We start from the raw sequence: 25,211 nt of genomic DNA, 5'->3' as shown, positions 1-25,211 counted from the left end.
TATATCTGGTTTAGTTTTTGATTAAATGCGGTATAAAGTTGGAGGTATTTTCAGTGATCACCGAACTACTCTCCCGTATGCCAATGCCTGAAGCCTCCTGCCCGATTACCCAAGAGCCAATGATCGGCGTCTTACCAGTAAATTTAGGTATTTCAAAGAATGCCTGACAAATAAATCCTTCGGCGCCGTATTCTCCTTTCGTTTGTGCTTCAATATACCCATTTCTGATAATTTGAATATTTGCACCTTCCCGGCTCAGTATCGGCTTACGCACATAATTGCTTAGTGTATTTTCCGCTTCGGTATAGGCTGCAAGCAGATAAGGCGAGTCTGGGAATAACTCCCAAAGCACCGGCAGAATCGCTTTGTTCGAGAGAATCATTTTCCAGGCTGGTTCGATCCAGTGCATGTCCTTTGTCACTAATAGCTGATCGAAGAAGGGCTCTTCTACCATCCACTCCCATGGATAGAGTTTAAAAATGTTCCTGACAGGCTGATCTTCCATGTCCACGAAAGTCGCTGTTTGTTCATCCCACCCCAGATCATCCATAAAAATGAGTTTAGTCTCTAAACCAGCCTGAATGGCACAGTCACGCATGTATTCTACGGTTGTAAGATCTTCCAGGGAGCCTTTGATACAGGCGAAGTGTAGCGGTCCGTCATATAGATACAGCTTCAAGTGCTTCCAGTATGCGATCAGCTGCTCATGCAGCATATTAAATTGATCACCTTCCCGGTTAAAATCTTGTAGCCAGAACCATTGCACAATCGCCGCCTCAAAAAGCGAGGTGGGCGTATCGGCGTTAAATTCGAATAATTTGATCTGCTCGCCGTCAAAGCCCAAGTCAAAGCGCCCGTAAATGGATGGCTCATCAGCTTCCCAACTTTGTTCAATCAGGCCAATCGCTTTCTGGGGAATGGAGAATAGCGGATACAATTTATGGTCGATAACATGCTGAACCGCAATCAGGCACATTCGCCAGAGCTCAGCGGTAGCCAGTTCTATTTTGGTCACATCCTGGCTGGAAAGCTGATAATAAGCATCCTCCTTCCAATATGGTACATCGTCAGTATGAAATCCAAAACCCAGTTTTTCTACAGCTGCCTGCCAGTTATTCCGCGGCGTAACTCCAATTCGCTTCATTTTATGCGCCTACCTTAGATGAACTTGAGCCGCCAAAACCTCCCCTTATTGCCCGGCTTTTACTTGCCGAGGTTCCAATATTTGAACTTTTACTTAATGCCCCGGAGTAATAACCTGAATGCCTGAAACCGTTTGCGCCGAACATCCCATAAGGCCTGAATGCATAGTACCACAAGAACAATGGCAAGTATGATCCCTGCGTGTGCGTATACTCGGCGGTGCTGTCAGAACGCATGTATACTTCATTGCTATCCCAGCTTGGTTCTGGTTCCGACTTATTACATGCAGCTAAGGCAGAAGTAATTAAAACAAGTGTCACATATTTCGATCTCTTCATGCTACTTCACCGTGATAAATATTTTATAGTTTTTGTTGATCTGCGCCGTGGTATCCGACCCAGAACTGGTTTTAACAGTCTGTGTGGTCATACCTAATGAGGGCACCGTATCCAGGTCGATAACGGTTTTTTCCTGCTGTCCTTTCACCCAGAAAATCTTCTCCGTTTTCATTACGTCATGCAGTGTGTCAAGATGCGTAATTTCAACCTTCATCTCCACAGAACCATCCTTTTCAACTTCTTTGACTTTATCTTCTTCGTTCCGTTCCTGACAGCCGGCAGACACCAGGCAAAACAGCAACGCGAACCAATAACCGTTCTTCATTTATATTGATTGTTTGGCCTAAAATAATGATTTTATCAGCCAAATAACCAATAACCACGGCTATTTCCTCAAGGAAGAGAATAATTCCCGGAACTTCTCGAGTTTAGGATCAATGACGGCCTGACAATAACCTTGCTCTGGATTGTTAATGTAAAATTTCTGATGCTCCGGCTCAGCAATATAAAAGGCCTCCAGTGGTTTAATTTCTGTAACGATCGGCTGCTTATAAAACGCTTGTAACTCCGATAGGATCTTTTCAGCACTTGCCCGCTGTTGATCATTACTTACCAGGATGATACTTCGATACTGCGTACCAACATCTGCACCTTGCCGGTTTGGTGTCGTTGGATTATGAGTGCTCAAGTGAATACGCAGTAAATCCTCGTAAGAAATCTCCGCAGGATCGAAGGTCACCTGGATAACCTCTGCATGTCCCGTTCTTCCAGAACAAACCTCGCGGTACGTTGGGTTTGCGATAGCACCGCCGCTGTAGCCACTCTCCACAACCGCTACACCTTTCAATTCATCAAAAATTGCTTCGGTACACCAGAAACAACCACCACCAAAAACAGCTTTTTCGAACGTCGTCTTTATTTTTTCTAGCGACAAAGCATTCATGCAATATCGCAAGCCGCTGGGTGCCGGCCCATCCGGAAACACATGGCCCAGGTGGGCCTTACAAGTGTTGCATAGAGCTTCAATCCTACGCATGCCGGAAGAATCATCACGCACATAGGCAACAGCATTTTCTTTTATCGGCTGTGTAAATGAAGGCCAGCCGGTGCCAGACTCGAACTTCTCTCGTCCGTCAAACAGCAGTGTTCCGCAGCATGCACAGGCATAAAGACCTGGCTCAAACAAGCTACACATTTCTGAGCTGTAGGCCCGTTCTGTACCTTTCAGACGCGTCACCTGGTACACCTCAGGGCTAAGTTGCGCCTTCCATTCTGCCTCTGTTTTATTTAGTATCCAGTCGGGTGCCGGATTGCCGTGATTAACAAATTTTACAACGTCAATATATTTTAACATGCTCGTTCCTTAGTATTCCGACTTGTTTTTCCTCAGGAGTTCAAGCCTAGCACGTTGAGCTGCTGCCCGGTGCCGTAATCGCTCTTTCAACTCTTCATCCTGCTCCAACTCCTCCGTATGATGGTCAATCCAGGCCTGGTATTGCTTCTCCTGATGATCCACATTAATATTCAACTTCTTTTGCAGGTTTTGGCGCTTTGTACGTAATTCCTGTAACGTTTTATTCCAGTCTGCCTTGTCCGCGCCATCGGCTTCCAAAAACCTGGTTTCGGCCGTTTTTATATCCTCAGAAACTTTCGTCAGTTCAGATTGCACCGGAACATAGACCTGCTCATCGAGGTTAAACCGGCTTAAGTCATTCGTCAGGGCAAGCAAGGCGGTGTTTAGTGGGACTTCCCAATCCTCCCAGATATGCGCAACTAACACAGACTTGCCATTTGGAATGTTCGCCGACACGGCATCCAGATAATCAGATACACTTTCCGCCCGCAGCGTTTCTGAAGCCGAGCCTGCAATCATACCGCCAGCCACGCCAACCAATAATCCAAGTGGACCAGCAAGCAGGCCGATTAATCCACCAAGTACACCACCACCTAAGGTTCCTGCACCAGAATCATTGTCTTTAGCAGACCGGATCGACGTTTTGCCTTGCTCATCTTTAGTAAGTACGTAGGTCTCTCCAACAGAAATATCTTTTGTGTCCCCCAACTGCTGAATCGCTTGTAAACCTTTGAATGCCTCAACTTCTGAGTTGAATATGGCTTGAATCATCTTTTCCATGTAACTATCTATTATTAAAGTTTTGCTATAGATTAAATACAATTTTCAAGGAAGTAAGTTTTTAAGCAGCCTTTATTGCATGTTTAGGTGAGATTACGATCTTTAAACCAGACCTCATCCGGTGTTGCCGAAAAGTTCATCATTTTCTCCAGCAGCAACTCCGGATCTTGCTCATTAAACACAAGGTCGCGATTAGCTTGCTTCAAATAGCGTTGTTCTACCATAACGTCCATCTGGGCAAATAAGTTATCATAGTAGCCCCCAATATTCAACACACCTATGGCTTTATTGTGCAGACCCAGCTGTAACCAAGTTAAAACTTCGAAGAACTCCTCGAGCGTACCAAACCCACCAGGCAGAATTAAAAAGGCTTCAGACAGGTCCGCCATTTTCTTCTTGCGTTCGTGCATATTAGATGTGACAATCATTTCAGTTAACCCTTTATGACCGACTTCTTTGTCCATCAAAAACTGCGGGATAATGCCTGTAACTGCACCACCCCTACTTAGCATTTCATCAGCAAGCAAACCCATCACACCTACACTGCCGCCGCCGTAAACGAGTGAGATGCCTCTTTCAGACATACGGGCTGTAAGTTTCTCAATAGCAGCCTTTAACACCGGATCCCCATTGAAGTTGGCGCCGCAATAAACACATATTGATTTCATTGATATTATTTTTATTTGAAGATATATAAATGTTGTTAATCCGTTTAAGTCAACAAGCAGTTTACCCGGTACAAACAAGGCCCTGACGCGGCAATTGCCAGGTCAGGGCCTTGTGTAAGCCTTGTTAACCCCTTGTTAAGGGCCTATCTGGAATAATTAGGGGCCTCCTTGGTTATGGATACATCATGTGGATGGCTTTCACGCATACCAGCTGCCGTAATGCGGACGAACTTGGCATTTTGAAGAGCCTCTATCGTTGCTGCTCCACAGTAGTGCATACCTGCACGAAGACCACCGATATATTGGTATATTACTTCTCCAAGCGTGCCTTTGTACGGTACACGACCAACAATTCCCTCTGGTACAAGTTTGGTAACCACATCTTCTTCATCCTGGAAGTAACGATCTTTTGATCCTTGCTGCATGGCTTCAACAGAGCCCATACCACGGTAAGACTTGAATTTACGACCTTCATAGATGATGGTTTCACCTGGAGATTCTTCGACACCTGCGAACAGCGAGCCAGCCATAATGGTGCTTGCACCTGCTGCAATTGCTTTCACGATATCACCAGTTTGTTTGATACCGCCATCAGCGATAACAGGAATGCCTGTACCTTTCAAAGCTTGTGCACATTCATAAACGGCATAGAGCTGGGGTACACCTACTCCAGCAATGATACGCGTGGTACAAATCGAACCAGGACCGATACCAACTTTTACGGCATCCGCACCAGCCTCTGCCAAGGCACGGGCAGCATCTGCGGTAGCAATATTTCCTGCGATAACCTGCAGATCAGGGAAACGTTGCTTAATCGCAATCACCATATCAATTACACCTTTGGAATGTCCGTGTGCAGTATCAACGGTTACGACGTCTACGCCGGCCTGTACCAATGCAGCTACACGCTCTATATTATCAGCAGCAACGCCGACAGCAGCACCCACCCTAAGGCGACCATGTTCGTCTTTACATGCTTTTGGGAAGTTTTTATATTTCTGGATGTCTTTAAAGGTGATCAGTCCTGCAAGGCGGCCTTCCTGATCAACAACCGGAAGCTTTTCAATCTTGTAATCTTGAAGAATTTCTTCCGCCTGCAATAATGTTGTTCCCTCTGGAGCAGTAATCAGGTTTTCCTTTGTCATCACCTCAAAGATGGGGCGCTGCATATTTTTCTGGAATCTAAGATCACGGTTGGTAATGATGCCGACAAGTTTATTGTCTTCGTCAATTACCGGAATACCACCGATCTTGTATTTATTCATGATCTGAAAGGCATCTGAGACTTTAGCATCTTTGCTAAGTGTTACCGGATCCTGGATCATACCACTTTCCGAACGCTTAACTTTACGAACCTCTTCAGCCTGGCGTTCAATGCTCATATTTTTATGCAGCATCCCGATACCACCTGCCTGCGCAATTGCAATGGCTAAGCCGGATTCTGTTACCGTATCCATAGCAGCAGAAACAACAGGAACATTTAAGCGGATTTTTTTGGTCAGATAGGTCTGTGTATCCACATCGCGTGGAAGAACTTCTGAATATGCGGGAACCAGCAATACGTCATCGTATGTTAGTCCTTCAGCAATAAATTTTTGGGGATCGAGTTGCATAGCAAATAATTTAGGAGTTATTATTTGCCGGGCAAATCTACATTAATATTAAGGAATACACAATAGACATCTCGTTATATGCGCCTTTTAACCCCCGGCTGACAATTTATTCGGCTTCAGGCTCCGTATGCTGACGCCGCTGCTTCGGTCCTTGCGGCCAGATAAATGCGGTCGTCTGTTTTTTCCAACCCAGACTTTTGTAGAAGTCGCCCTTTCCCGGTGCAGCGGTGAGTGTTACAAAATGATAATTTTCCAGTTGTTCGTTAATTTTACTGACCAGGCTTTTTCCAAGCCCATTACCCTGATAGTCAGGATCTACAATAATGTCGGCCAGTTGAGCATAGTATCTTCCATCATCCACGGTCCTGCCAAAGGCAATGATCTGCGCTTCAAAATAAACAAACAAGGTCACGGTACTTTTGCTAAAAGCCAATCTAATCTCGTCCTCAACTCGGGTGCGCCAGTTAACTTTATAGAACAGTTCACAGATGTGTGTCCAGTCAATGCTGTCCAGGTCTGGGTTGAAAATATAAACTAGCTTGTTTTTATCTATGGGCGTATGAGGCATAAAAAATGTTTAGCGTAGAACAGCAAAGCCGCCTTTGTGTTTCAGCTATTTTAAAGTATATGATCGTAAATTTGCTTTATTTTTTACCCACAATTACACTCGTAAAATGCTCTTGTTGCAAATAGCGATTCGCCAGAACCAAGAGTTCTTCGGGTGTGATGGTTTTCACAATGTTGATGTACCGGTCATAGTAGCTGTAATCAAGATTAGAAAAGTGTAGGTTTTTAAATTTATCCGCGTGAGAAAACGCATTATCCAGACTACCAAGCATGGATCCAAGTATATAGTTTCGTACAAGGTCCAGCTCCGGTGCTTGAACGAGTTCATTTTTCAGCATCTCAATTTCAAGTTCAATCTCCTTTACTGCACTAGAACATACTTCTGCACCCACCTCTGTAGCGATAAAGAAATATCCTGCATCACGTAGCGACACAACAGCTGAACCAATGCCATAAGTATAACCTTTATCTTCACGGATATTAGCCATCAAACGTGAGCCGAAGTAACCTCCCAAAAGTGTATTTAGTACTTGTAAGCCTGGAAAGTCAGGGTGGCTACGGTTAATTGCCAATCGTCCCATTCTTATGGCCGATTGTACCGCTTCCGGTCGCTCGATAAAAATCTCTTTGCGATCCTTTATTTTGAAGTCAAATTTATTAATCTGAAATGGCACCTGCTCGCCCCAGTTACCGCCAAAGTTCCGGTTTAGGATTTCAAAAGCATCTGCATCGAATTTCCCTGCAGCAAAGATGGTACAGTTTTCTGGCTTATAAGCTGCATGGAAATAATCCAGCAACTCTTGTCTTGATATAGCATCATAGTGCTCGGGTTCTATGCTGGAACCATAGCTGGTATTGCCGAAAATTTCATTGGCGAATTGCTTCCTTGCCAGGTAGTCATTTTTCTGCATGCTAACCTGTAACGATTGTTTCTGATTCTGAACAAAAATTGCAAGCTCCTGCTCGGGGAAAATACTTTCTGTGATGATTGATTTTAAAATCGGAAGAACAGCTGCCAGGTGCTTATTCAGCGTATACACACGGACACTGCTTTGATCAGCTCCATATTCGGTTTGCAGGAATGCTCCATAATAATCCACACGCTCTGCAATCTCCTTTGCGCTTAACGAAGGTGTCCCATTGTTGATCAACTGGTTCACGGCTATTGCCTGTAGCGGCTTTAGGGCATTGTAGTTTACATTTTCAAAAATAAACTCAATTCGAACCAGGTGCTGTTGCCCCGCGTTTATGGTAAATACCGGGATGCCGTTGTCCAGCTGTTGTTTGTTTGGCACCAGAAAATTAATATCAATGACCTGTTTAAATTCAGGTGTTATCGTTCTGTTAAGCATCTTTTTTAATCAAATAATACAATGTGGAACATTTCTCAGGAAGGAAAGTAGATTGTGCAGCCATTTGGATTTTTTCTGGCGTCACAGCAAGGTACTTGTCAATCTCTGCATTGAGCAGATTAGCATCGCCCAATAGTTCGTAATAGGCCAGGTTCATCGCCTTGTCTAAAAGGTTCAACTCCGCAAAGACCATGATCGACTCCGTTTTGTTCTTCACTTTTGTGATTTCATCATTGCTCACGCCCTGGATTTTTAATAACTCCAGTTCACGCCAGATGGCTGCTTCCGCATCTTCCACCGATACGCCTTCCACAAGCTTACCTTCTATCACAAATAAACCCTCGTCCATGCTGCTGGTAATGTATGCATGAATATCACTGAATAGTTGCTGCTCCTTTAGAAGACTATTATATAATCGGGAAGATTGTCCCTGCGACAACACGTCTGACATGAGATCAAACGACTGATAAGCGGGATCTCGTCGGGCTGGCATTTTAAAAGCCATATAAATTGCATTTAATGGCACATCCGCATAAACAAATTCCTTTCTAGCAGCGGTCTGCGCCGGCTCTTTTGGAAGGTTTCTGACATACTTCTCACCGGAAGGAATCGGTTCAAACCATTTCTCAGCAAGCTGCTTTACCTCCTCCGTTTTAACGTTACCGCCAACAACCATGATGGCGTTCATCGGATTGTAATGCTTTTTAAAAAACGCTTTCACATCTTCCATCCTTGCATTTTCGATCTGTTTAAGATCCTGACCGATGGTGGCCCATTTGTAAGGGTGCTGCTCATAAGCGAGTGGACGCAGTTTCAACCAAACATCACCATAAGGCTGGTTCAGGTAACGTTGCTTAAATTCTTCACACACTACGTTACGCTGGGTTTCCAAGCTTTTTTCAGAAAAGGCAAGACTCAACATCCGGTCGCTTTCAAGCCAGAAGGCAGTTTCCAGGTTTGTTGCAGGCAATGTGATGTAGTAATTGGTAATATCGTTACTGGTAAAGGCATTGTTCTCGCCACCGACCCTTTGCAGAGGTTCATCGTAACTGGGAATATTAATGGACCCTCCAAACATGAGGTGTTCAAACAAATGGGCGAAGCCGGTTTTACCTTGTTCTTCATCTCTGGCACCTACATCGTACAGGATGTTTAATACGGCCATTGGTGTTGTATCATCTTCATGAACCAAAACCCGAAGGCCATTGGCTAATGTAAAACGGTTGAAATCTACCATAAAATATAAAAAAGTTCCGGCAAATATAGGTATTACAGGCAGGGGAAATGTGATATTCTTGTGAAATAATAATAGCGCAGGGAATGGTATATTTGCGACATGAATACTGCCAATTTACTGGAACGGGCCTTGAATTTTGACTTCTTAACACAGGAAGAAGGCGTTTATCTCTATCACCATGCGGCAACAGCAGAACTCGCTTACGTGGCCAATGAACTACGTAAAAAGCAAGTGCCTAGCGGAAAAGTAACCTGGCAGATTGACCGCAATGTGAATACAACCAATGTATGTATTGCAAATTGTAAGTTCTGCAACTTTTTCAGGCGCCCCGGCCACGAAGAAAGCTACATCACCGATATCGAAACTTATAAGCAGAAGATTGAGGAAACCTTTCGCTTAGGGGGTGATCAGCTGCTCTTACAAGGTGGACACCACCCGGATTTGGGCCTGCAGTTTTACGCAGACCTGTTTAAAAAGTTAAAAGAACTTTATCCAGACCTGAAACTACATGCTTTAGGACCACCAGAAATTGCCCACGTAGCCAAACTCGAAGGTATCAGTCATACAGAAGTACTCAGCACACTTAAAGCTGCTGGTATGGACTCACTGCCAGGGGCTGGTGCAGAAATTCTGAATGACCGCGTTAGACGCTTGATATCTAAAGGTAAATGTGGCGGTCAGGAGTGGCTGGACGTGATGCGTGCAGCGCATAAACTGGATATTACCACATCAGCAACCATGATGTTTGGTCATGTGGAGACGATTGAAGAGCGTTTTGAACACCTCGTCTGGATCCGCGAAGTTCAGTCCGAAAAACCAGCAGATGCAAAAGGATTTTTAGCCTTCATTCCTTGGCCTTTTCAGGATGATGGCACGCTGTTGAAGCGCTTAAGGGGCATCAGCAACAATGTTTCCGGTGATGAATACATTCGTATGCTTGCGTTAAGCAGGATCATGTTGCCAAACATTAAGAATATACAGGCAAGCTGGCTCACTGTTGGCAAATCTGTTGCACAAATCTGCCTGCACTCCGGTGCCAACGACTTCGGATCAATTATGATTGAGGAGAACGTGGTGTCAGCAGCTGGTGCACCGCACCGGTTTACCGCGAAAGGTATACAGCAGGCCATCATGGAAGCTGGCTTTGTGCCGCAGCTACGTGGACAGCAGTATAACTACCGCGAACTGCCTAAGGAAATGGAAGAACAAGTAATTACATATTAAAGCTTTACCGGTATATTTAAAAATCGGTATAAAAGAAAACGGCGGTAGAATTATTCTATCGCCGTTTTCTTTTCAAACAAAATTATTAGATAAACACCTTGAATTGTGCCAACACTTCCTTTAAACCTGCTTTACTGATCGGTTCATCGAATGCTTCAGTCGCCCTTGCAGCATCAACTGATGAATTACCATTGATACCTGTAATAGTCTGGCCTTGCTGCGTTACGTTCTCTTCTCCGGAGTATGCACCCGCACCAGGACGTGCGTCGGTCTCATCGTTTAATGAAATCCAAGGCTGTAAGCTCTGTGAAAGATTCCTGGAAAGACGGATTAGTCGGATTTTGGTCGAATGCCTTGCCTCTACCGCATGCATATTTAATGCAGCAGTTAAGTATGGACTACCCATCAAATCTTCTGCTACCCCCTTGGTCGCACGTAGCGCAACATCTTCCAAGCCTTGAGCAATTTTCAAAAAGCTATCCAGATTTTGGAACGGACGTGCAAATTCTCCTTTACCAGTAAAGTCATACGATTCAACTTTTGGTGCTGGAACTGGCTTACCTCCTGCCTCTGAAATGGTATCCTGAAGAAATTTCACGTGAGCCAGCTCATGATCTCTAATAATTCCAATGGCGGCTTTGTCCGCAGCGGCTGTAGAGACACTACCAAATGGTGCTTCATTGAAGCCTTTGGTGTAAAATGCTGCGGAGAAATGTTCTATCGCAAGCGCAATGTTCAAAGCATTAATCACCGCCGGACTTGCGGTTTGTCCATAAGCTTTTTTGAACATAGTACCTATTGCAAGTGGTACAGACGCTGCGGCTACTTTCTTGCCAAAGCTGAAGAAATCTTTCATTGCAGCCCTGCGTGGATTTATGCGATCATAAATCTCACTGTCGGCCTTTTCTATTTCGTTAAGTATATTTAAAAAATTCATAAGGGTTCTGTTTAAGCAGTTGGTAAATTACTGGCGTTGATTTCGGTGGTGATATATTGTTTTACGAAGTTCAGTACCTCTGAAGGTTTTAATGAGCGATCCTGCCCTTTTGCATCAACCACCCCTGCAGCAAAATCATTTTGCTTTAAAATTTCACGGATGTACGCTGCATGACGTGCCTCCACTGACACAATCTTTGCAGCTGTAATTAATGCATCTTTTGACTTAAGTAGAGGTGCCACGCCATTATAGGCCGCCACGCCAATATCTTCAAGATCCTTGGCTGCAGTCAATACGGAGTTTTTATCACTAAAGTTTACTTTGCTAAAATCAAAGGCTAGGTTTCCAATCTTCTTATCTCCTAACAAGTTTTTGAATAATTCACGATGTGCAACCTCATGCAATTGAATATCTGTAATGAAGTCACGCTCCTTTTCGCTAATGCCGGACCAAAAAGACTCCACCACCTTCGTGTAGAATGCCGCTTCCAATTGTTCCAGCGCATATGCATAGTTTAAAATGCCGGGGTCTCCCGAACCTAGCTCCACTTTGTTCTCTCCAGGAACAATTGGGTCGGTTGGACCAACGTAATCTTTATCTTTGCTGCATCCTGCCGCCATCAGGGCAACGCCTACCGCCCCGGCACCAGCAAATTGCAGGAACGAACGGCGAGGCAAAACTGAATTTAAAATACGCTCACTATCGTGAGTTACTTCTTTTTCTTCTTGTATTAAATTCTTCATGGAAATTTAGATTAACTATTTTGCAAGTTAGATTAAGTACTACGATTAAACCAGATATATGATAGACTGTGAAAGAAAATGTGTAGTGATTTCACATAGCTACACACTTGATTTCTAGTATATTAACACAACCCGAATGGAATGAGTAACACAATTAATGCCATAATAGTTGACGATGAGGAATTTGCGAGATCCTCGCTATATTTCCTGTTACAAGAGAACTGTAAAGTGGTGCATATCACAGGGATAGCCAAATCCGTCGCCGAGGCAAAACTTCTTTTACAGAAGCATCAGGTAGACTTAATCTTTCTTGATATTGCAATGCCGGGAGAGAATGGATTCGAGTTAATTAGCACAGCTGAGCAGCATAACGCACATGTGGTGTTCACTACCGCATATGACCAATATGCCGTAAAAGCAATTAAGGCCAACGCCCTTGACTATCTGCTAAAACCGATTGACATTGATGAACTGAAGGAAAGTGTCGAGAAAGCGGTAAAGTTTATTTCGTCAAAAAAATCGGATACCTCGAGCAGCGCCCGCCTGTTAAGCTTAAAAAATGACCTTGATCAAAAAAATGTCCGGAAAATCAGCCTACCAAACGGCCAGGGCTATACACTGGTGGATCTTGATCATATTGTACATGTGGAGGCGGACAGTAACTATTCGATCTTCCATCTTCATGATAATGAAAAAATAACAGTCTCTAAAGTTTTGAAAGAATACGAAGAGATCCTTCCAGAAAGTCAGTTCGTGCGGGTTCATAAATCAAGTATTGTAAATCTAAACTATCTGCAAGAATATAATTCCAGGAATGGACTCGAACTTACACTAAAAAATGGACAGCGAATTGCGGTTTCCCGGCGACGAGCAAGCGATTTCCTGGAACGGATAAGAAACTACACGCAGCTATAAACAACATTCCAGTGTTATACAAATACTTCCTATATATCCTCTGCGCTGTGCTCTTATCCTCCACGCAGCTTCTTCAGGCGCAAACCACCTACATCGAACATTTCGACGTGAGGGACGGATTGCCCAGCAATACTTGCTTTTTTAGTTTCCAAGACAGCAAGGGCTACATCTGGGTTGGCACTGACGCGGGCGTAAGTCGTTTCGACGGCAAATACTTCCGCAATTTCAGCATTGACGATGGTCTTCCCGACAATCAGATCCTCCAGATCAAAGAGGATAAGAACGGACGTATCTGGTTTCTGAGTTTCAGTGGCAAGCTCAGTTATTTTCACAACGGTAAAATTTACAACAAATCCAATTCCCCTCTACTCCGCAAGCTGAATATTACCGAAATCATTATCTCATTTTTCGAAGATAGCCGAGGACGATTCTGGTTAGGAACAAACAAAAACCTGCTCTACCTATTTGACGGCGAAAGGTTGGTAAATTTTCAATCGAAAGACATGAACCGGCAATTCACAGATGCTTCCGTTTATGAAGATCAAGATCGAAATATATGGGTGCTCAATCAGAATGCAGGTATGGTCTTCAAAAATAATGCATTTTATCACGCCGACGGGATGCCAAAGTCCTTGTCCTACAAGACAGTCGATATCAGACCAAAGCACAACCTTTTATACCTTGACAATGATGGCTTGAAGCGCTTTGAGCATGGAGTGAAAGCGATCGACATCAAGGTACCTGCAGAAATGCTGAACAACAAACTGGGGTTCATTCATGCAACATCTACCGAATTGTGGCTTAGCAATAATGAAGGCGTCTTCAAGTTTGAAAAAGGTAAGCCTTCAGTGCAATACCTACACAACATTCCTGCAAGTCAGGTTATCAGGGATAAGCACCAAAACATGTGGTTTACGACCTCTAATGGTATCTACATGCTACCTGGCGAGGAAAACCGGATGTACATCTTGAATCAGGAACAAGGCTTGTCCAGCAATTACATCAAGAGCATCACCAAAGATAAGAACAACCGCCTCTGGCTGGGTTTGGATAAGGGGATGTTGAATGTTCTTGACCTGAAGTCCAGAGCTATTCAAAAGATCGGCCTCGCTAAACTCGGATTTAAAAACAACATCAAACAGCTACACCTGGATAGTGGTAACAGTTCCATTTATTTCAGTACAGACTTTGTCTTAGGTCGAATTAAAAATATCTATCAACAACAACAAGCAGAATTACTGAGGGAAGCTACAGGTTCAGTACTCGCGGTTAAAGATTTCAGCCTGAGCGCTAAAAACCAATTGGCGATTGCTTCCGCATCCGGAGTATTCCTGATTGACAACCCCCGGGAGCAATTCCATTTTCATGCTTTAAAGGTTAGAAATGGAAAGAACTTCTTTGCCAATCGGGCCTATTCGGTTCATTTCAATAGTACCGGACAACTGTGGTACTCGAATACCGAAGGCTTAAGTTCGGTTGGTGGCGAAGGTTTAAAGAGCGCAAAAGACATCGAGTACCTTGCAGACAAACGGGTTAACGACATCAAGGAACTTGGAAACGGTATGCTTGTACTTGCTACTGACGGTTACGGTCTGACTTACATTAAAGATGGCAAGATCATCAGGACAGTTACCATCTTAGACGGATTAGCCGACAACATATGTAAGAAACTATTCGTTGACGGTAATCACCTTTGGGTAATTACAAACAATGGGATTAACAACGTCCACATCGATGGAGCTAAGGTAGAAATACAAAGCTTTGAATATACCAATGCAATGTTAAAAAACGATGTTAATGACCTTTACATTAGTAGCAAAACAGCTTATTTTGCGACGAACAATGGATTGATTTTCATTCCAAAAAAAGCATTTACCAAGAAAAGCAAGGCACCTAAAGTCATCGTTTCCAGTATCCTGAATAACAACAATTCCCTCGCTGTTGAGGATACACTGGTTTCACTTGATCCATCAAAAAATAACATCACCTTCATTTATAGCGCAATTGACTTCGAAAAACAGGACCTTGTTTATAGATTTCGATTGAATCCTCTAGATAACTGGACTGAAACCCGGAACAGGAGACTGGAGTTTTCAGCGCTTTCTCCCGGCGATTATACTTTCGAAATCAGCAGCAAATCCAACAATACCGAATGGAGTGATCCTACAAAGATCAAGTTTAAGCTTGAAGAACATTTCTGGCAACGCAATTGGTTTATTCTGGTGCTGCTCATTGCCGCCAGTTTCTCCTTCTATAAAATTGCCGTAATCATTACCAATTGGCGGAAAAACCAGGAACAAAAGCAATTGGTGTTAAAGCACAAGATCTTAATCCTGGAACAACGTGCCTTGCTCGCAATGATGAACCCACATTTTATCTTTAATGTGATGAATTCAATTCAACACTACATCAACACCAAGGATACTTCCTCAGCCAATAAGATCTTAACAGGTTTCGCACGCCTGATCCGAAAGAACCTGGAAATATGTACCAAAAGCTTTATTTCCTTGGAAGAGGAACTCGAATACCTTACGCTCTACTTAGGGCTTGAAAAGAAGCGTTTTGGTGAAAAGTTCAACTATACCTTCAAAATAGATCCTAAGATTGATAAAGAAGAGGTTTTTATTCCTTCGATGCTGCTGCAACCCTATGTAGAAAATGCAATTTGGCATGGGATCATGCCAAAAGAAGAAGGTGGAAATATTCAGATCACCATGGAAGTTATTGATGAAGAAATACTACTGATATATATTATCGATGACGGCGTGGGTATAGATAATTCACAAAGACTGAAGCGGGATAGCCATAGTAGCAAAGGTATGAGCTTAACGCAAGAAAGGGTACAGTTGCTTAATCAGATTGAGTCGATTTCGATCCAGATCTCGATCAATCAACGTGGAAATTCGGGCACCATGGTGACCATACAAGTTCCAATTTGATCACAATTGACCGTTTACTCAATATTTTCTACCATTGGCTAAGAATAAAAAAATAGAGCCAAGCTTTGCCTTAAACTTGTATTAGAAATTAAACAAACATGGTTTGTTAAAGCGCGTTCTTATAGAATTGACCAAAGATATGTTCACCTAACCTAAAAACAGTATCTCAATTCAGGGTTTCATTTGTGTGTTAAAAGTGGTAAAGCCAAAATCTTTACCACTTTTTTTTTGCGCATAATTCTGCGGGTTCGAATATTTAAATGCAAGTTTTAAAATTCAGCTTGGAAGATTTATTTATTTTTTAATTTTGCATTGTACAACACGTACCGCCCCTTAGATAATCAATTTGTATATTTAAATTAGCATTCGTAACCAGCCATTTTATTTTATTTGTATGACAACAACTAAGAAATTCACCAAGAAAAGTTCTGTTGATGATACCCGTTTTGAAGATGACAATCTAGATGGAATTCAGACCACTGGCTTTAGCAAAGCAGCTCCTTTCGACGACGAGGATGATGACTTTGATTTGCCTCTGGATGATCTGGATACGCTAGATACTTTTGATTCTGACGACGAAGATGATTATTAACTGGTAAAAAAAACTTAATATTGAAGCATCCTAAATAGGGATGCTTTTTAATTTTACACCCGTTCAGCGCGCGCATGCAGATTATTGAAGTTAACAGCAAGAGTACCCGTAAAGCATTTTTAAATGTTCCACACCTGATATATAAAGGAGATGAAAATTGGATCTGTCCGCTTGATCAGGACATTGAACAGATCTTTGACGCAACTAAGAATCCTTTCTATAGCCATGGCGTTTGCACCAGATGGATCTTAAGAAATGATCAGGGGCTTGTTATCGGACGTGTTGCAGCATTTGTAAACTTTAAAAAAGCACATCAGTACGAGGTACCTACCGGTGGAATGGGGTTCTTCGAGTGCATTGATGATCAGGCAGCTGCTTCATTGCTATTTGCAACCGCCGAATCCTGGTTAAAAGCGAAAAAAATGGAGGCTATGGAAGGGCCGATTAACTTCGGTGAAAATGATTCTTTCTGGGGCTTGCTGGTAGAAGGCTTCAGCCCGCCGTCCTATGGCATGAACTATCACCCGCCATATTACCACAAACTCTTTACTGCTTACGGCTTTGAAACTTCTTACGAGCAAATCACCAATCACCTGGACATCACCAAGCCTTTTCCTGAGCGCTTTTCCAAAATCGCCAACTGGGTAGCCAATAAGCCCGGCTATACTTTCGAGCACTTCTCCAAAAAGAACTCGGAGAAGTATGTTAACGATCTGATGGAAATCTATAATGATGCATGGAAAGACTTCAAAAACTTTGTACCAATTAAAAAAGAAACCCTGATGGAATCCTTCAAAAAGATGGAAACCATTATGGACGAGCAGCTCATTTGGTTTGCCTATGTGAATGGCGAGCCCGCATCATTCCTCGTGACCATTCCCGATGCAAATCAGATGATCAAAGGTTTCAAAGGAAAGTTAGGTTTGCTGCAGAAGCTGATCTTCGTTTATAAACGCTGGAGAGGCGTTTCCCGGATGCGTGCCATTGTAATGGGTACTAAAACAGCCTATCAAAAACATGGATTGGAGTCTGCCCTATTTATCACCCTAGGCAAGTATGTCCTGCCGCTAAATCAGTACAGGGAACTTGAAATGTCTTGGGTAGGAGATTTTAACGATAAAATGCTGGCAATTCATGAAGCAACGGGTGCCGCTTTTGGCAAGCGGCACATGACGTTGCGTAAAACTTTCTAGTTTTCTCCTCTGATTTCTTCATAAAGATCAATAACCTTTTTCTGAAGTTTAATGATCTCTTCTTCTCTTGCGGATAACTTTTCTTTCAGACTGTTGATCTCTTCGAAGTTTACCGATTGTGGGTTTTCTCCTTCCTTAGAAATAATGTCCATTGTCGAAACCTCAAAGAGATTTGCAATTTGTTCTAATCTGGAGATATTTATGTCTGTAATGCCCGTTTCTATTTTGGAAAATGCAGGTATGGAAATCTTCAATCTTTTTGCTACTTCCCCCTGGCTCCATCCATTTTTCTGTCGTAGCTGTCGAATATTTTTACCGATAATGTTCATGATAGTTTTTTAACTGTGTGTTTCTTGGTCTAGACCTTCAACTCGCGTGCCAGTTTAATAAGATCTAAACCACTGAAATTTCCTGAACTCATAAGCAATAAGTTCGTATTAGTAAAATTCATTGCCAACAGGTAGTTTTCCAGGGCGCTCTTCTCGTTAAAGAAGATTAAGTTTTCATCTTTAAATGCCTCCTGGACATCGATTTCAGTAAACGGCCTGATCTTTTTGTGCTCAAATGTCGCATTGTCAATGTATACGATTGCATGATCTGCCATCGCCATTGTATCATCATATTGACGTAAAAATTCTTTATTCAGGCTACTGAATGTATGCAACTCTATACAAGCGACCAGCTTCCTGTCAGGAAACTGTGACTTGACAGCAGCAATGGTAGCCTTTAACTTCGAAGGCGAATGTGCAAAATCTTTATACACGTTAGACGTTTCGGTATGGCCAATGAGTTCCAACCGCTTTGCTGCACCTTTAAACGACGCTATTGCTTTGTTAAACGCTTCTTCAGTTATATCTAGGCTTGCACAAACATGCCGCGCTGCACTTAAATTCATCAGGTTGTGGTCGCCGAACACATTCAGGGCCGTACCATCGGGCAGCAAGGTGGTAATACCATTCTTAACCACATGGGCTGGAATCCGATACGGAATCTTCTCTACACCTGCAGTAGAGGCTTCAACAACCTTTTTAACTTCCGCATCCAGCTCACAGTAGATCAGGTGACCTCCAGGTTGAATGGTATTGATAAAGATGTCAAATTGTTCAACATAGCTTTCGAAAGTTGGAAACACATTGATGTGATCCCAGGCAATTCCACTGATAACAGCGACATTGGCTTTATATAAATGAAACTTCGGTCTCCGGTCTATTGGCGAAGCGAGGTATTCATCGCCTTCAATGATGATCACAGGAGCTTCATCCGTCACTTTCACCATCGTATCAAAACCTTCAAGTTGTGCTCCAACCAGGTAGTCGAAATCTCTCTGATAGTAGTTTAGTACATGCAGGATCATGGAGGTAATGGTTGTCTTACCATGACTGCCGCCAATTACTACACGCAGCTTATCCTTTGTTTGTTCATAGATATATTCGGGATACGAATAAACCCGAAGCCCAAGTTCCTGAGCTTTCAATAATTCCGGGTTATCCGGAAAAGCATGCATGCCCAAAATGACCGCATCCAAGTCGGCAGTGATCTTATTTGCATCCCAGCCCATTACGCTTGGCAACAAGCCAAATCTTGCAAGCCTACTGCTGGAAGGCTCAAACACGGCATCATCAGAGCCAGTGATTTGAAATCCCTTTTTATGTAAAGCGATTGCCAGGTTGTGCATCGCACTACCTCCAATTGCAATGAAATGTATACGCATAATTGTTATTGTTTGATAAACCGGGCAGCAACCCAATCATTAATCTTTTTATGATCCTGGTACTGCATGCCTGCTTTTAAGCAAGCCTCTTTAATCATATCAAGATCCGGGCTTTCATAGAACCCGCTGAAAACGATCTCTCCCCCAGCTTTTAGTACTTCTGAATATCTACCGATCTGATCCAGCAGAATATTTCTGTTGATGTTGGCCAGAATAACATCAAACGATAAGCCTGGAATAACTTCCTTACCTCCGCAGATGATGTCGATGTTGCTGATCTTGTTTAACGCCGCATTCTCCACGGTACTGTCATAACAAACCTGATCGTAGTCGATTGCGGTAAGTTGAGAGGCCCCTTTTTTTGCCGCCAGAAAAGCAAGGATGCCTGTACCACATCCCATGTCTAACACTGTTTTACCATTCAGGTCCATGGAAAGGATATATTCCATCATCATCGTGGTTGTCTGATGGTGTCCCGTGCCAAAGGCCATTTTCGGATCTATTACAATCTCATATGGATATTCTGGCTTTGCTGGGTGAAAAGTCGCACGGACATAACACTGATCACTGATCACAAGCGGTTCAAAATTCTTTTCCCACTGTTCATTCCAGTTTTCACCGGCAATCTCGTTCACAGCATAGCTGTATTCCAATTCTTCATCATAGGATAACAAAACCGTCTTTAATGATGACTCTTTATAGCTATCCTGATCTATAAATGCCGAAAAGCCATTCTCGGTATCTTCAAAGGTATTGAAACCAATATCAGCGAGATCACTTATTAAAAGATCCCGCTGATATTCTTCAATGTTTTTAAATTCAAATGTGACTTGTATATATTGCATTAGGCGTTGAATGCTTTAACGATATCCGTAAAATCACGGGATTTAAGTGACGCTCCACCGATTAAGCCCCCATCGATATCCTGCTGTGCAAAAAGTTCTGCAGCATTCTTTGGATTACAGCTACCTCCGTAAAGGATACTTACACCCTCAGCAATTTCCGATCCGAATTGTGTAGCAATCTCGGCTCTGATGAAAGCATGAACTTCCTGCGCCTGATCAGAAGAAGCAGTTAAACCTGTTCCAATAGCCCAAACTGGTTCATAAGCAATAACGATCTTAGCAAAATCTTCAGCAGATAAGCCAAAAATACCATTGGTAAGCTGTGATTTAATTACATTAAAGTAATCACCGTTGTTACGCTCATCCAATGTCTCGCCTATACAGAAAATCGGAGTAAGTCCATTTGCAAGTGCTGCTTTTGTTTTTTCAGCCAATAGGGCGTCCGTCTCTGCGAAGTATTGTCTACGTTCAGAGTGACCGATGATTACGAAGCTGCAACCAACAGATTTGATCATCTTAGCTGAGATTTCTCCGGTATAAGCTCCAGACGCATTCTGATGGCAGTTTTGCGCACCAATGTGAACGGTCGTACCGCCTAATTTAGCCAGGCTGTTCAAATGAATAAATGGCGCACAAATGATCGCTTGCTGATCGCCTTTTTTCTCATCTCTAACCATGTTTACAATTTCTGAGAATAGGGAAATGCCTTCAGCATAATCCATATTCATTTTCCAGTTACCAGCTACAATTTTTTTCCTCATGATATTAGGTATTTTTAGTTTAGGTTAAGCAATGCCCTAAGGCCTTGCAATTTATTTAAAGTTTCTGTTGACAGCAGTTAATTCAAAAACTTGTTGCAAAATTTCTTTTTCTGTAGCATCAAAAGGAAGGTTCCTTCTTTCAAATACCTTCGTCGCCGTTTCAAACATCTTTTTTAGCGTATACACCTCATAACCATGGGAGCCACCCCAGGAGAAGTCAGGAATAAAGTTCCTTGGAAATCCAGCACCAAAGATGTTGGCACTTACGCCCGCAACCGTCCCGGTATTAAACATGGTGTTGATGGCACATTTGGCATGATCAGCCATGATCAGTCCGCAGAATTGGAGCCCTGTCCTTCGGAAACTTTCTTTTTGATAATCCCACAAGCGAACTTCAGCATAGTTGTTTTTGAGATTGCTATTATTGGAGTCAGCGCCAATGTTACACCATTGTCCAAGCACAGAATTACCGAGATAACCTTCGTGTCCTTTGGATGAATAGCCCCATATTACAGCATTATTGATCTCGCCACCTACACGGGAAAATGGTCCTATGGTAGTTTGACCATAAATTTTGGCGCCCATTTTTACCTGTGAGTCATGGCACAGCGCGAATGAACCCCGGATATTACTGCCTTCCCATACCTGAGCATTGCGCCCTAAATAAATCGGACCGTTCTTGGAATTAAACGTTGAACATTCTGCAGAAGCACCTTGTTCCACAAAAATTTGATCTCCGATCAAGGTATTCGTAGCACTAAGACTAGCTGAAGTACGTCCTGTAGTTAACAACTGGAAATCTTTGCGCAGCTCAACATCGTTGAACTTAAAGATATCCTCCGGATAGTTTATTTTAATAAAGTCTGCTTCGTAAGCTATTGGAGCACCTGCCGGATGAAATAGCGCTATATCCCCCGCAGGTTCAAACTTCCCGGCGATGGTGATACCATCCTTCATGAGCACGTCGCCTGTTTTCAGGCCAAGAATTGCTTCAACAAGCTGTACATCCGGACAAATAGAACCATTGATGTATAATTCTGCCTCCTGGTTTAAAGGGTATTTCGTGGAAAGATATGCTTGAGTCTTGAAGCCTGCATCAGCATTCAAGTATTTTGACCACTTCTCAGCGATGGTTAGTATGCCAAGCCTGAGATCGGCAACTGGCCTTGTAAAGGTTAATGGACGGAGCGAATTCCATGCACCATCATCAAATAAATTGATTGTCATAAGCGACAAAAATAAAAAAAGTCCCGGTGCATCTCGCAACGGGACTTAAAATAAAAGTCTTTATTTCTGAATTACTTCTTAGCGTAACGGGTTTTGAATTTATCGATACGACCAGCAGTATCAACAAGTTTCATTTTACCAGTGTAGAAAGGGTGTGAAGTATGAGAAATCTCTAACTTGTATAGAGGGTATTCGTTTCCATCTTCCCAAGTAACAGTCTCTTTGGTATCTACACAAGATTTAGTTAAGAAAGAATAGTCGTTAGACATATCTTTAAATACTACGAACCTATAGTTTGATGGATGCAGATCTTTTTTCATGATAATATATTTATATACTTAGTTGTCGCTTATTTTTAAGGTTGCAAATATCCAAATTTAATTATACATATACAAGACCATACGCAGATAATTTCTATTTTATATTTGCTGGCATAGTTCTATAAGTACACCATTAGTCTCTCTCGGGTGTACAAAACACACGAGCTTGTTATCTGCACCTGACTTAGGCACTTCATTTAACAAGACGAAACCTTCCTTTTTTAATCTCGCCATTTCAGCCACAATATCTTCTACATCAAAAGCGATATGATGAATCCCCTCCCCTTTCTTGGCCAGGAACTTCGCTATTGCACTCTCCGGACCGGTGGCCTCAAGCAACTCCACTTTATTATCTCCAACCTTGAAAAAGGAAGTATTCACCTGTTCGCTTGGTACGGACTCTTCTTTATAGGGAGAAACACCCAGAATCTTTTCGAAAACCAGATTGGCTGTTTGCATGTTTTTTACTGCGATACCGATATGTTCAATTTTATTCATTCTTTTAAGGTTATACAATTGTAAAAATACGGGAATAATCAGTATACAAAAGGCCACAAATATACGCTGGCAATCTTTTTTCTTATCTTTGTGTATAAAACAAGACCCAATATTTTATGGAACTTCCTATTTATCTAGATAATAATGCAACGACTCCCCTTGATCCAAGGGTATTAGAAGCGATGCTCCCATATTTTACCAACAAGTTTGGTAACGCTGCGAGCCGTAACCATGCTTTTGGCTGGGTTGCTGAAGAAGGTGTAGATTATGCACGTGAGCAGGTGGCTAAGTTAATTGGCTGTACAGAGAAAGAGATTATCTTCACCTCTGGTGCTACTGAAGCAGACAACCTTGGTATTAAAGGTGTGTTTGAAATGTACCAGGATCGTGGTAATCATATCATCACTGCAACTACAGAACACAAAGCTGTTTTAGATACCTGTAAACACCTGGAAAAGCTTGGTGCTAGAGTAACCTACCTGAATGTTAAGGAAGATGGTCTGATTGATCTTCAGGAACTGGAAGCTGCAATGACCGAACAAACCATCCTGGTAACCATCATGTATGGAAACAACGAGATCGGTGTTGTTCAGCCAATCAAAGAAATTTCTGCTATTGCACATAAATACGGTGCCTTATTCATGACCGATGCTACACAGGCAGTTGGTAAAATTCCTGTAGATGTAAATGCTGACGGAATTGACTTAATGGCATTCAGTGCACACAAAATGTACGGACCTAAAGGTGTTGGTGTACTTTACGTACGTCGTAAAAACCCAAGGGTTAAAGTTACCGCTCAAATTGACGGTGGTGGTCACGAACGCGGTATGCGTTCAGGAACACTTAACGTTCCAGGTATTGTAGGCTTGGGTAAAGCATGCGAACTATGCAGATTAGAAATGGATTCTGAAGCCGCAAGATTGTCTGCTTTAAGAGACAAACTGGAAAGTGCATTAACGGTTCTTGAAGAAAGTTATGTAAATGGTAACCGCGAGCATCGTCTGCCACACGTAACCAATATCTCCTTCAAATATGTAGAAGGTGAAGGATTAATGATGGCGATGAAGGACCTTGCAGTATCTTCAGGTTCTGCATGTACATCAGCATCCCTTGAGCCATCTTACGTATTAAAGAGCTTAGGTTTATCTGATGATCTTGCACACTCTTCTATCCGTTTCGGTTTAGGTAGATTTACAACTGAAGAAGAGATCGACTACGCAATTGAGAACACTAAAAAAGCGGTACTTCATTTGCGGGACCTTTCACCACTATGGGAGATGTTCAAAGAAGGTGTTGACTTAAGTAAAATTGAATGGGCAGAGCACTAAGCACTGTCAGATAACAAAGATATTAACAGGCCTTGAATGGCCGGGAGGAAAATAAAATGGCATACTCAGAAAAAGTAATGGAACACTATACCAACCCTAGAAATGTTGGTACGTTAAATAAAGACAGTAAATCTGTAGGTACAGGACTTGTAGGCGCACCTGAATGTGGTGACGTTATGCGTCTTCAGATTGAAGTAGATGAAAACAACGTGATTACCGATGCAAAATTCAAAACCTTTGGTTGTGGATCTGCTATCGCTTCATCTTCTTTGGCTACAGAATGGTTAAAAGGTAAAACTGTTGACGAAGCTTTGGCTATCGACAATATGGACATCGTTGAAGAGCTGGCTTTACCACCGGTTAAGATTCACTGTTCCGTATTGGCAGAAGATGCAATCAAATCTGCAATCAACGATTACCGTGTAAAAAATGGTATGGAGCCAATTGAACTGGCTAAATCACACCACTAATTTTTAAATGGGGCGTTCTCTTTAGCGTCCCTGAACATGAAGTTAGTATATAAAACAAGATACAATGATTACAATAACTGATAAAGCTAAAAGCAAGATTGATCACTTGATGCAGGATGCCAACATGGATAATGAATATTTCCTACGTGTTTCTGTTAAAGGTGGCGGATGTTCCGGCTTGTCCTACAACCTCGACTTCGATAATGAGACAAAAACCGGCGATCAGTTTTTTGAAGATAAAGGGATCAAAATTGCATTGGATATGAAATCTTTCCTTTACCTGGCTGGAACTGAATTAGACTTTTCAGACGGCTTAAATGGTAAAGGTTTCAATTTCCACAACCCGAACGCTAGCCGCTCTTGTGGTTGCGGAGAAAGTTTTTCTGTTTAAATACATTAATTAAAGTGTTAAAAGGGGCATCCGCCCCTTTTTTTATACCCAAAATGTCTGCAACA

27 protein-coding genes are annotated in these 25,211 nt (G+C 42.5%); 8 read left to right on the top strand and 19 right to left on the bottom strand.

Features of this window, described 5'->3' with window-relative positions; all coding sequences use genetic code 11:
* Window positions 1–10 precede the first annotated feature (10 nt).
* The 10 genes from ACTHQF_RS12305 to ACTHQF_RS12260 all read right to left on the bottom strand — a co-directional run bounded on the left by ACTHQF_RS12305 (window position 11) and on the right by ACTHQF_RS12260 (window position 9,052).
* On the bottom strand, window positions 11–1,144 hold the full coding sequence (locus tag ACTHQF_RS12305; protein ID WP_440430516.1) for a glutathionylspermidine synthase family protein: 1,134 nt from the start codon (window positions 1,142–1,144) through the stop codon (window positions 11–13).
* Window position 1,145: 1 nt separating this feature from the next.
* Window positions 1,146–1,481 (bottom strand): hypothetical protein, encoded by a 336-nt coding sequence (locus ACTHQF_RS12300; RefSeq protein WP_440430515.1) that lies wholly within the window; start codon window positions 1,479–1,481, stop codon window positions 1,146–1,148.
* A gap of 1 nt (window position 1,482) precedes the next feature.
* Window positions 1,483–1,806 carry a hypothetical protein gene (locus ACTHQF_RS12295; protein WP_440430514.1) on the bottom strand — a complete coding sequence of 108 codons (324 nt, stop codon included), beginning with the start codon at window positions 1,804–1,806 and terminating at the stop codon, window positions 1,483–1,485.
* A gap of 60 nt (window positions 1,807–1,866) precedes the next feature.
* On the bottom strand, window positions 1,867–2,835 hold the full coding sequence (locus tag ACTHQF_RS12290; protein ID WP_440430513.1) for a bifunctional methionine sulfoxide reductase B/A protein: 969 nt from the start codon (window positions 2,833–2,835) through the stop codon (window positions 1,867–1,869).
* 9 nt (window positions 2,836–2,844) lie between these two features.
* A complete protein-coding gene (locus tag ACTHQF_RS12285) occupies window positions 2,845–3,615 on the bottom strand; it encodes a hypothetical protein (protein WP_440430512.1) in 771 nt (256 codons plus the stop codon).
* Between the two features lie 83 nt (window positions 3,616–3,698).
* Window positions 3,699–4,283 (bottom strand): TIGR00730 family Rossman fold protein, encoded by a 585-nt coding sequence (locus tag ACTHQF_RS12280; protein ID WP_440430511.1) that lies wholly within the window; start codon window positions 4,281–4,283, stop codon window positions 3,699–3,701.
* A 143-nt stretch (window positions 4,284–4,426) separates the two neighbouring features.
* Window positions 4,427–5,896 carry an IMP dehydrogenase gene (guaB, locus tag ACTHQF_RS12275; protein WP_440430510.1) on the bottom strand — a complete coding sequence of 490 codons (1,470 nt, stop codon included), beginning with the start codon at window positions 5,894–5,896 and terminating at the stop codon, window positions 4,427–4,429.
* 106 nt (window positions 5,897–6,002) lie between these two features.
* Complete coding sequence (locus ACTHQF_RS12270; protein WP_440430509.1) at window positions 6,003–6,464, bottom strand: GNAT family N-acetyltransferase; 462 nt, start codon at window positions 6,462–6,464, stop codon at window positions 6,003–6,005.
* 76 nt (window positions 6,465–6,540) lie between these two features.
* Window positions 6,541–7,815 carry a M16 family metallopeptidase gene (locus tag ACTHQF_RS12265; RefSeq protein ID WP_440430508.1) on the bottom strand — a complete coding sequence of 425 codons (1,275 nt, stop codon included), beginning with the start codon at window positions 7,813–7,815 and terminating at the stop codon, window positions 6,541–6,543.
* Complete coding sequence (locus ACTHQF_RS12260; RefSeq protein ID WP_440430507.1) at window positions 7,808–9,052, bottom strand: M16 family metallopeptidase; 1,245 nt, start codon at window positions 9,050–9,052, stop codon at window positions 7,808–7,810. Before ACTHQF_RS12260 ends, ACTHQF_RS12265 begins: the two co-directional genes overlap by 8 nt.
* Before the next feature lie 99 nt (window positions 9,053–9,151).
* On the opposite strand from ACTHQF_RS12260, the gene mqnC reads away from it, so the two are divergent.
* Window positions 9,152–10,276: a cyclic dehypoxanthinyl futalosine synthase gene (gene mqnC / locus ACTHQF_RS12255; protein ID WP_440430506.1), complete on the top strand. Its 1,125-nt coding sequence runs from the start codon at window positions 9,152–9,154 to the stop codon at window positions 10,274–10,276.
* Between the two features lie 85 nt (window positions 10,277–10,361).
* Here the strand turns inward: mqnC and ACTHQF_RS12250 are convergent, their stop codons facing one another.
* Both ACTHQF_RS12250 and ACTHQF_RS12245 read right to left on the bottom strand, forming a co-directional pair.
* Window positions 10,362–11,213: a ferritin-like domain-containing protein gene (locus tag ACTHQF_RS12250; protein WP_440430505.1), complete on the bottom strand. Its 852-nt coding sequence runs from the start codon at window positions 11,211–11,213 to the stop codon at window positions 10,362–10,364.
* A gap of 11 nt (window positions 11,214–11,224) precedes the next feature.
* Entirely contained in the window at window positions 11,225–11,956 is a 732-nt protein-coding gene (locus ACTHQF_RS12245; RefSeq protein ID WP_440430504.1) for a ferritin-like domain-containing protein, read from the bottom strand.
* Window positions 11,957–12,097: 141 nt separating this feature from the next.
* On the opposite strand from ACTHQF_RS12245, the gene ACTHQF_RS12240 reads away from it, so the two are divergent.
* The 4 genes from ACTHQF_RS12240 (at window position 12,098) to ACTHQF_RS12225 (ending at window position 17,595) form a co-directional block, all read left to right on the top strand.
* Window positions 12,098–12,871 carry a LytR/AlgR family response regulator transcription factor gene (locus ACTHQF_RS12240; RefSeq protein ID WP_440430503.1) on the top strand — a complete coding sequence of 258 codons (774 nt, stop codon included), beginning with the start codon at window positions 12,098–12,100 and terminating at the stop codon, window positions 12,869–12,871.
* An 11-nt stretch (window positions 12,872–12,882) separates the two neighbouring features.
* Complete coding sequence (locus ACTHQF_RS12235; protein ID WP_440430502.1) at window positions 12,883–15,810, top strand: ligand-binding sensor domain-containing protein; 2,928 nt, start codon at window positions 12,883–12,885, stop codon at window positions 15,808–15,810.
* Window positions 15,811–16,204: 394 nt separating this feature from the next.
* Window positions 16,205–16,402: a hypothetical protein gene (locus ACTHQF_RS12230; protein WP_440430501.1), complete on the top strand. Its 198-nt coding sequence runs from the start codon at window positions 16,205–16,207 to the stop codon at window positions 16,400–16,402.
* A gap of 74 nt (window positions 16,403–16,476) precedes the next feature.
* Window positions 16,477–17,595 (top strand): GNAT family N-acetyltransferase, encoded by a 1,119-nt coding sequence (locus ACTHQF_RS12225; protein ID WP_440430500.1) that lies wholly within the window; start codon window positions 16,477–16,479, stop codon window positions 17,593–17,595.
* Here the strand turns inward: ACTHQF_RS12225 and ACTHQF_RS12220 are convergent.
* The 7 genes from ACTHQF_RS12220 to mce form a co-directional block, all read right to left on the bottom strand.
* Complete coding sequence (locus tag ACTHQF_RS12220) at window positions 17,592–17,924, bottom strand: helix-turn-helix domain-containing protein (RefSeq protein ID WP_440430499.1); 333 nt, start codon at window positions 17,922–17,924, stop codon at window positions 17,592–17,594. The two genes, ACTHQF_RS12225 and ACTHQF_RS12220, sit on opposite strands and share 4 nt — an antisense overlap.
* Before the next feature lie 29 nt (window positions 17,925–17,953).
* Window positions 17,954–19,306 (bottom strand): UDP-N-acetylmuramate--L-alanine ligase, encoded by a 1,353-nt coding sequence (locus tag ACTHQF_RS12215; RefSeq protein ID WP_440430498.1) that lies wholly within the window; start codon window positions 19,304–19,306, stop codon window positions 17,954–17,956.
* Between the two features lie 5 nt (window positions 19,307–19,311).
* Window positions 19,312–20,151: a 50S ribosomal protein L11 methyltransferase gene (gene prmA, locus ACTHQF_RS12210; protein ID WP_440430497.1), complete on the bottom strand. Its 840-nt coding sequence runs from the start codon at window positions 20,149–20,151 to the stop codon at window positions 19,312–19,314.
* Complete coding sequence (gene tpiA / locus ACTHQF_RS12205; RefSeq protein WP_440430496.1) at window positions 20,151–20,912, bottom strand: triose-phosphate isomerase; 762 nt, start codon at window positions 20,910–20,912, stop codon at window positions 20,151–20,153. The genes prmA and tpiA overlap by 1 nt, the downstream gene beginning before the upstream one ends.
* A gap of 51 nt (window positions 20,913–20,963) precedes the next feature.
* Window positions 20,964–22,139, bottom strand: coding sequence for a GlmU family protein (locus tag ACTHQF_RS12200; protein ID WP_440430495.1), 1,176 nt, complete (start codon window positions 22,137–22,139; stop codon window positions 20,964–20,966).
* Window positions 22,140–22,210: 71 nt separating this feature from the next.
* Window positions 22,211–22,459, bottom strand: coding sequence for a type B 50S ribosomal protein L31 (locus ACTHQF_RS12195; RefSeq protein ID WP_440430494.1), 249 nt, complete (start codon window positions 22,457–22,459; stop codon window positions 22,211–22,213).
* Between the two features lie 99 nt (window positions 22,460–22,558).
* The gene (gene mce, locus ACTHQF_RS12190) at window positions 22,559–22,957 is read right to left on the bottom strand and encodes a methylmalonyl-CoA epimerase (RefSeq protein WP_440430493.1); all 399 of its coding nucleotides are present in this window, start codon (window positions 22,955–22,957) and stop codon (window positions 22,559–22,561) included.
* 116 nt (window positions 22,958–23,073) lie between these two features.
* On the opposite strand from mce, the gene ACTHQF_RS12185 reads away from it, so the two are divergent.
* The 3 genes from ACTHQF_RS12185 (at window position 23,074) to ACTHQF_RS12175 (ending at window position 25,146) form a co-directional block, all read left to right on the top strand.
* Window positions 23,074–24,285, top strand: coding sequence for an IscS subfamily cysteine desulfurase (locus tag ACTHQF_RS12185; protein ID WP_440430492.1), 1,212 nt, complete (start codon window positions 23,074–23,076; stop codon window positions 24,283–24,285).
* Window positions 24,286–24,341: 56 nt separating this feature from the next.
* Complete coding sequence (gene iscU / locus ACTHQF_RS12180; protein ID WP_188625793.1) at window positions 24,342–24,755, top strand: Fe-S cluster assembly scaffold IscU; 414 nt, start codon at window positions 24,342–24,344, stop codon at window positions 24,753–24,755.
* Between the two features lie 64 nt (window positions 24,756–24,819).
* Window positions 24,820–25,146, top strand: a complete 327-nt coding sequence (locus tag ACTHQF_RS12175; protein ID WP_440430491.1) for a HesB/IscA family protein — start codon at window positions 24,820–24,822, stop codon at window positions 25,144–25,146.
* Window positions 25,147–25,211 lie beyond the last annotated feature (65 nt).

Source organism: Pedobacter sp. SAFR-022 (assembly GCF_051965375.1).
Lineage (GTDB): Bacteria > Bacteroidota > Bacteroidia > Sphingobacteriales > Sphingobacteriaceae > Pedobacter.
Note: the sequence above shows the minus strand (reverse complement) of the source record. Positions and strands in the feature narration are given on the sequence as shown.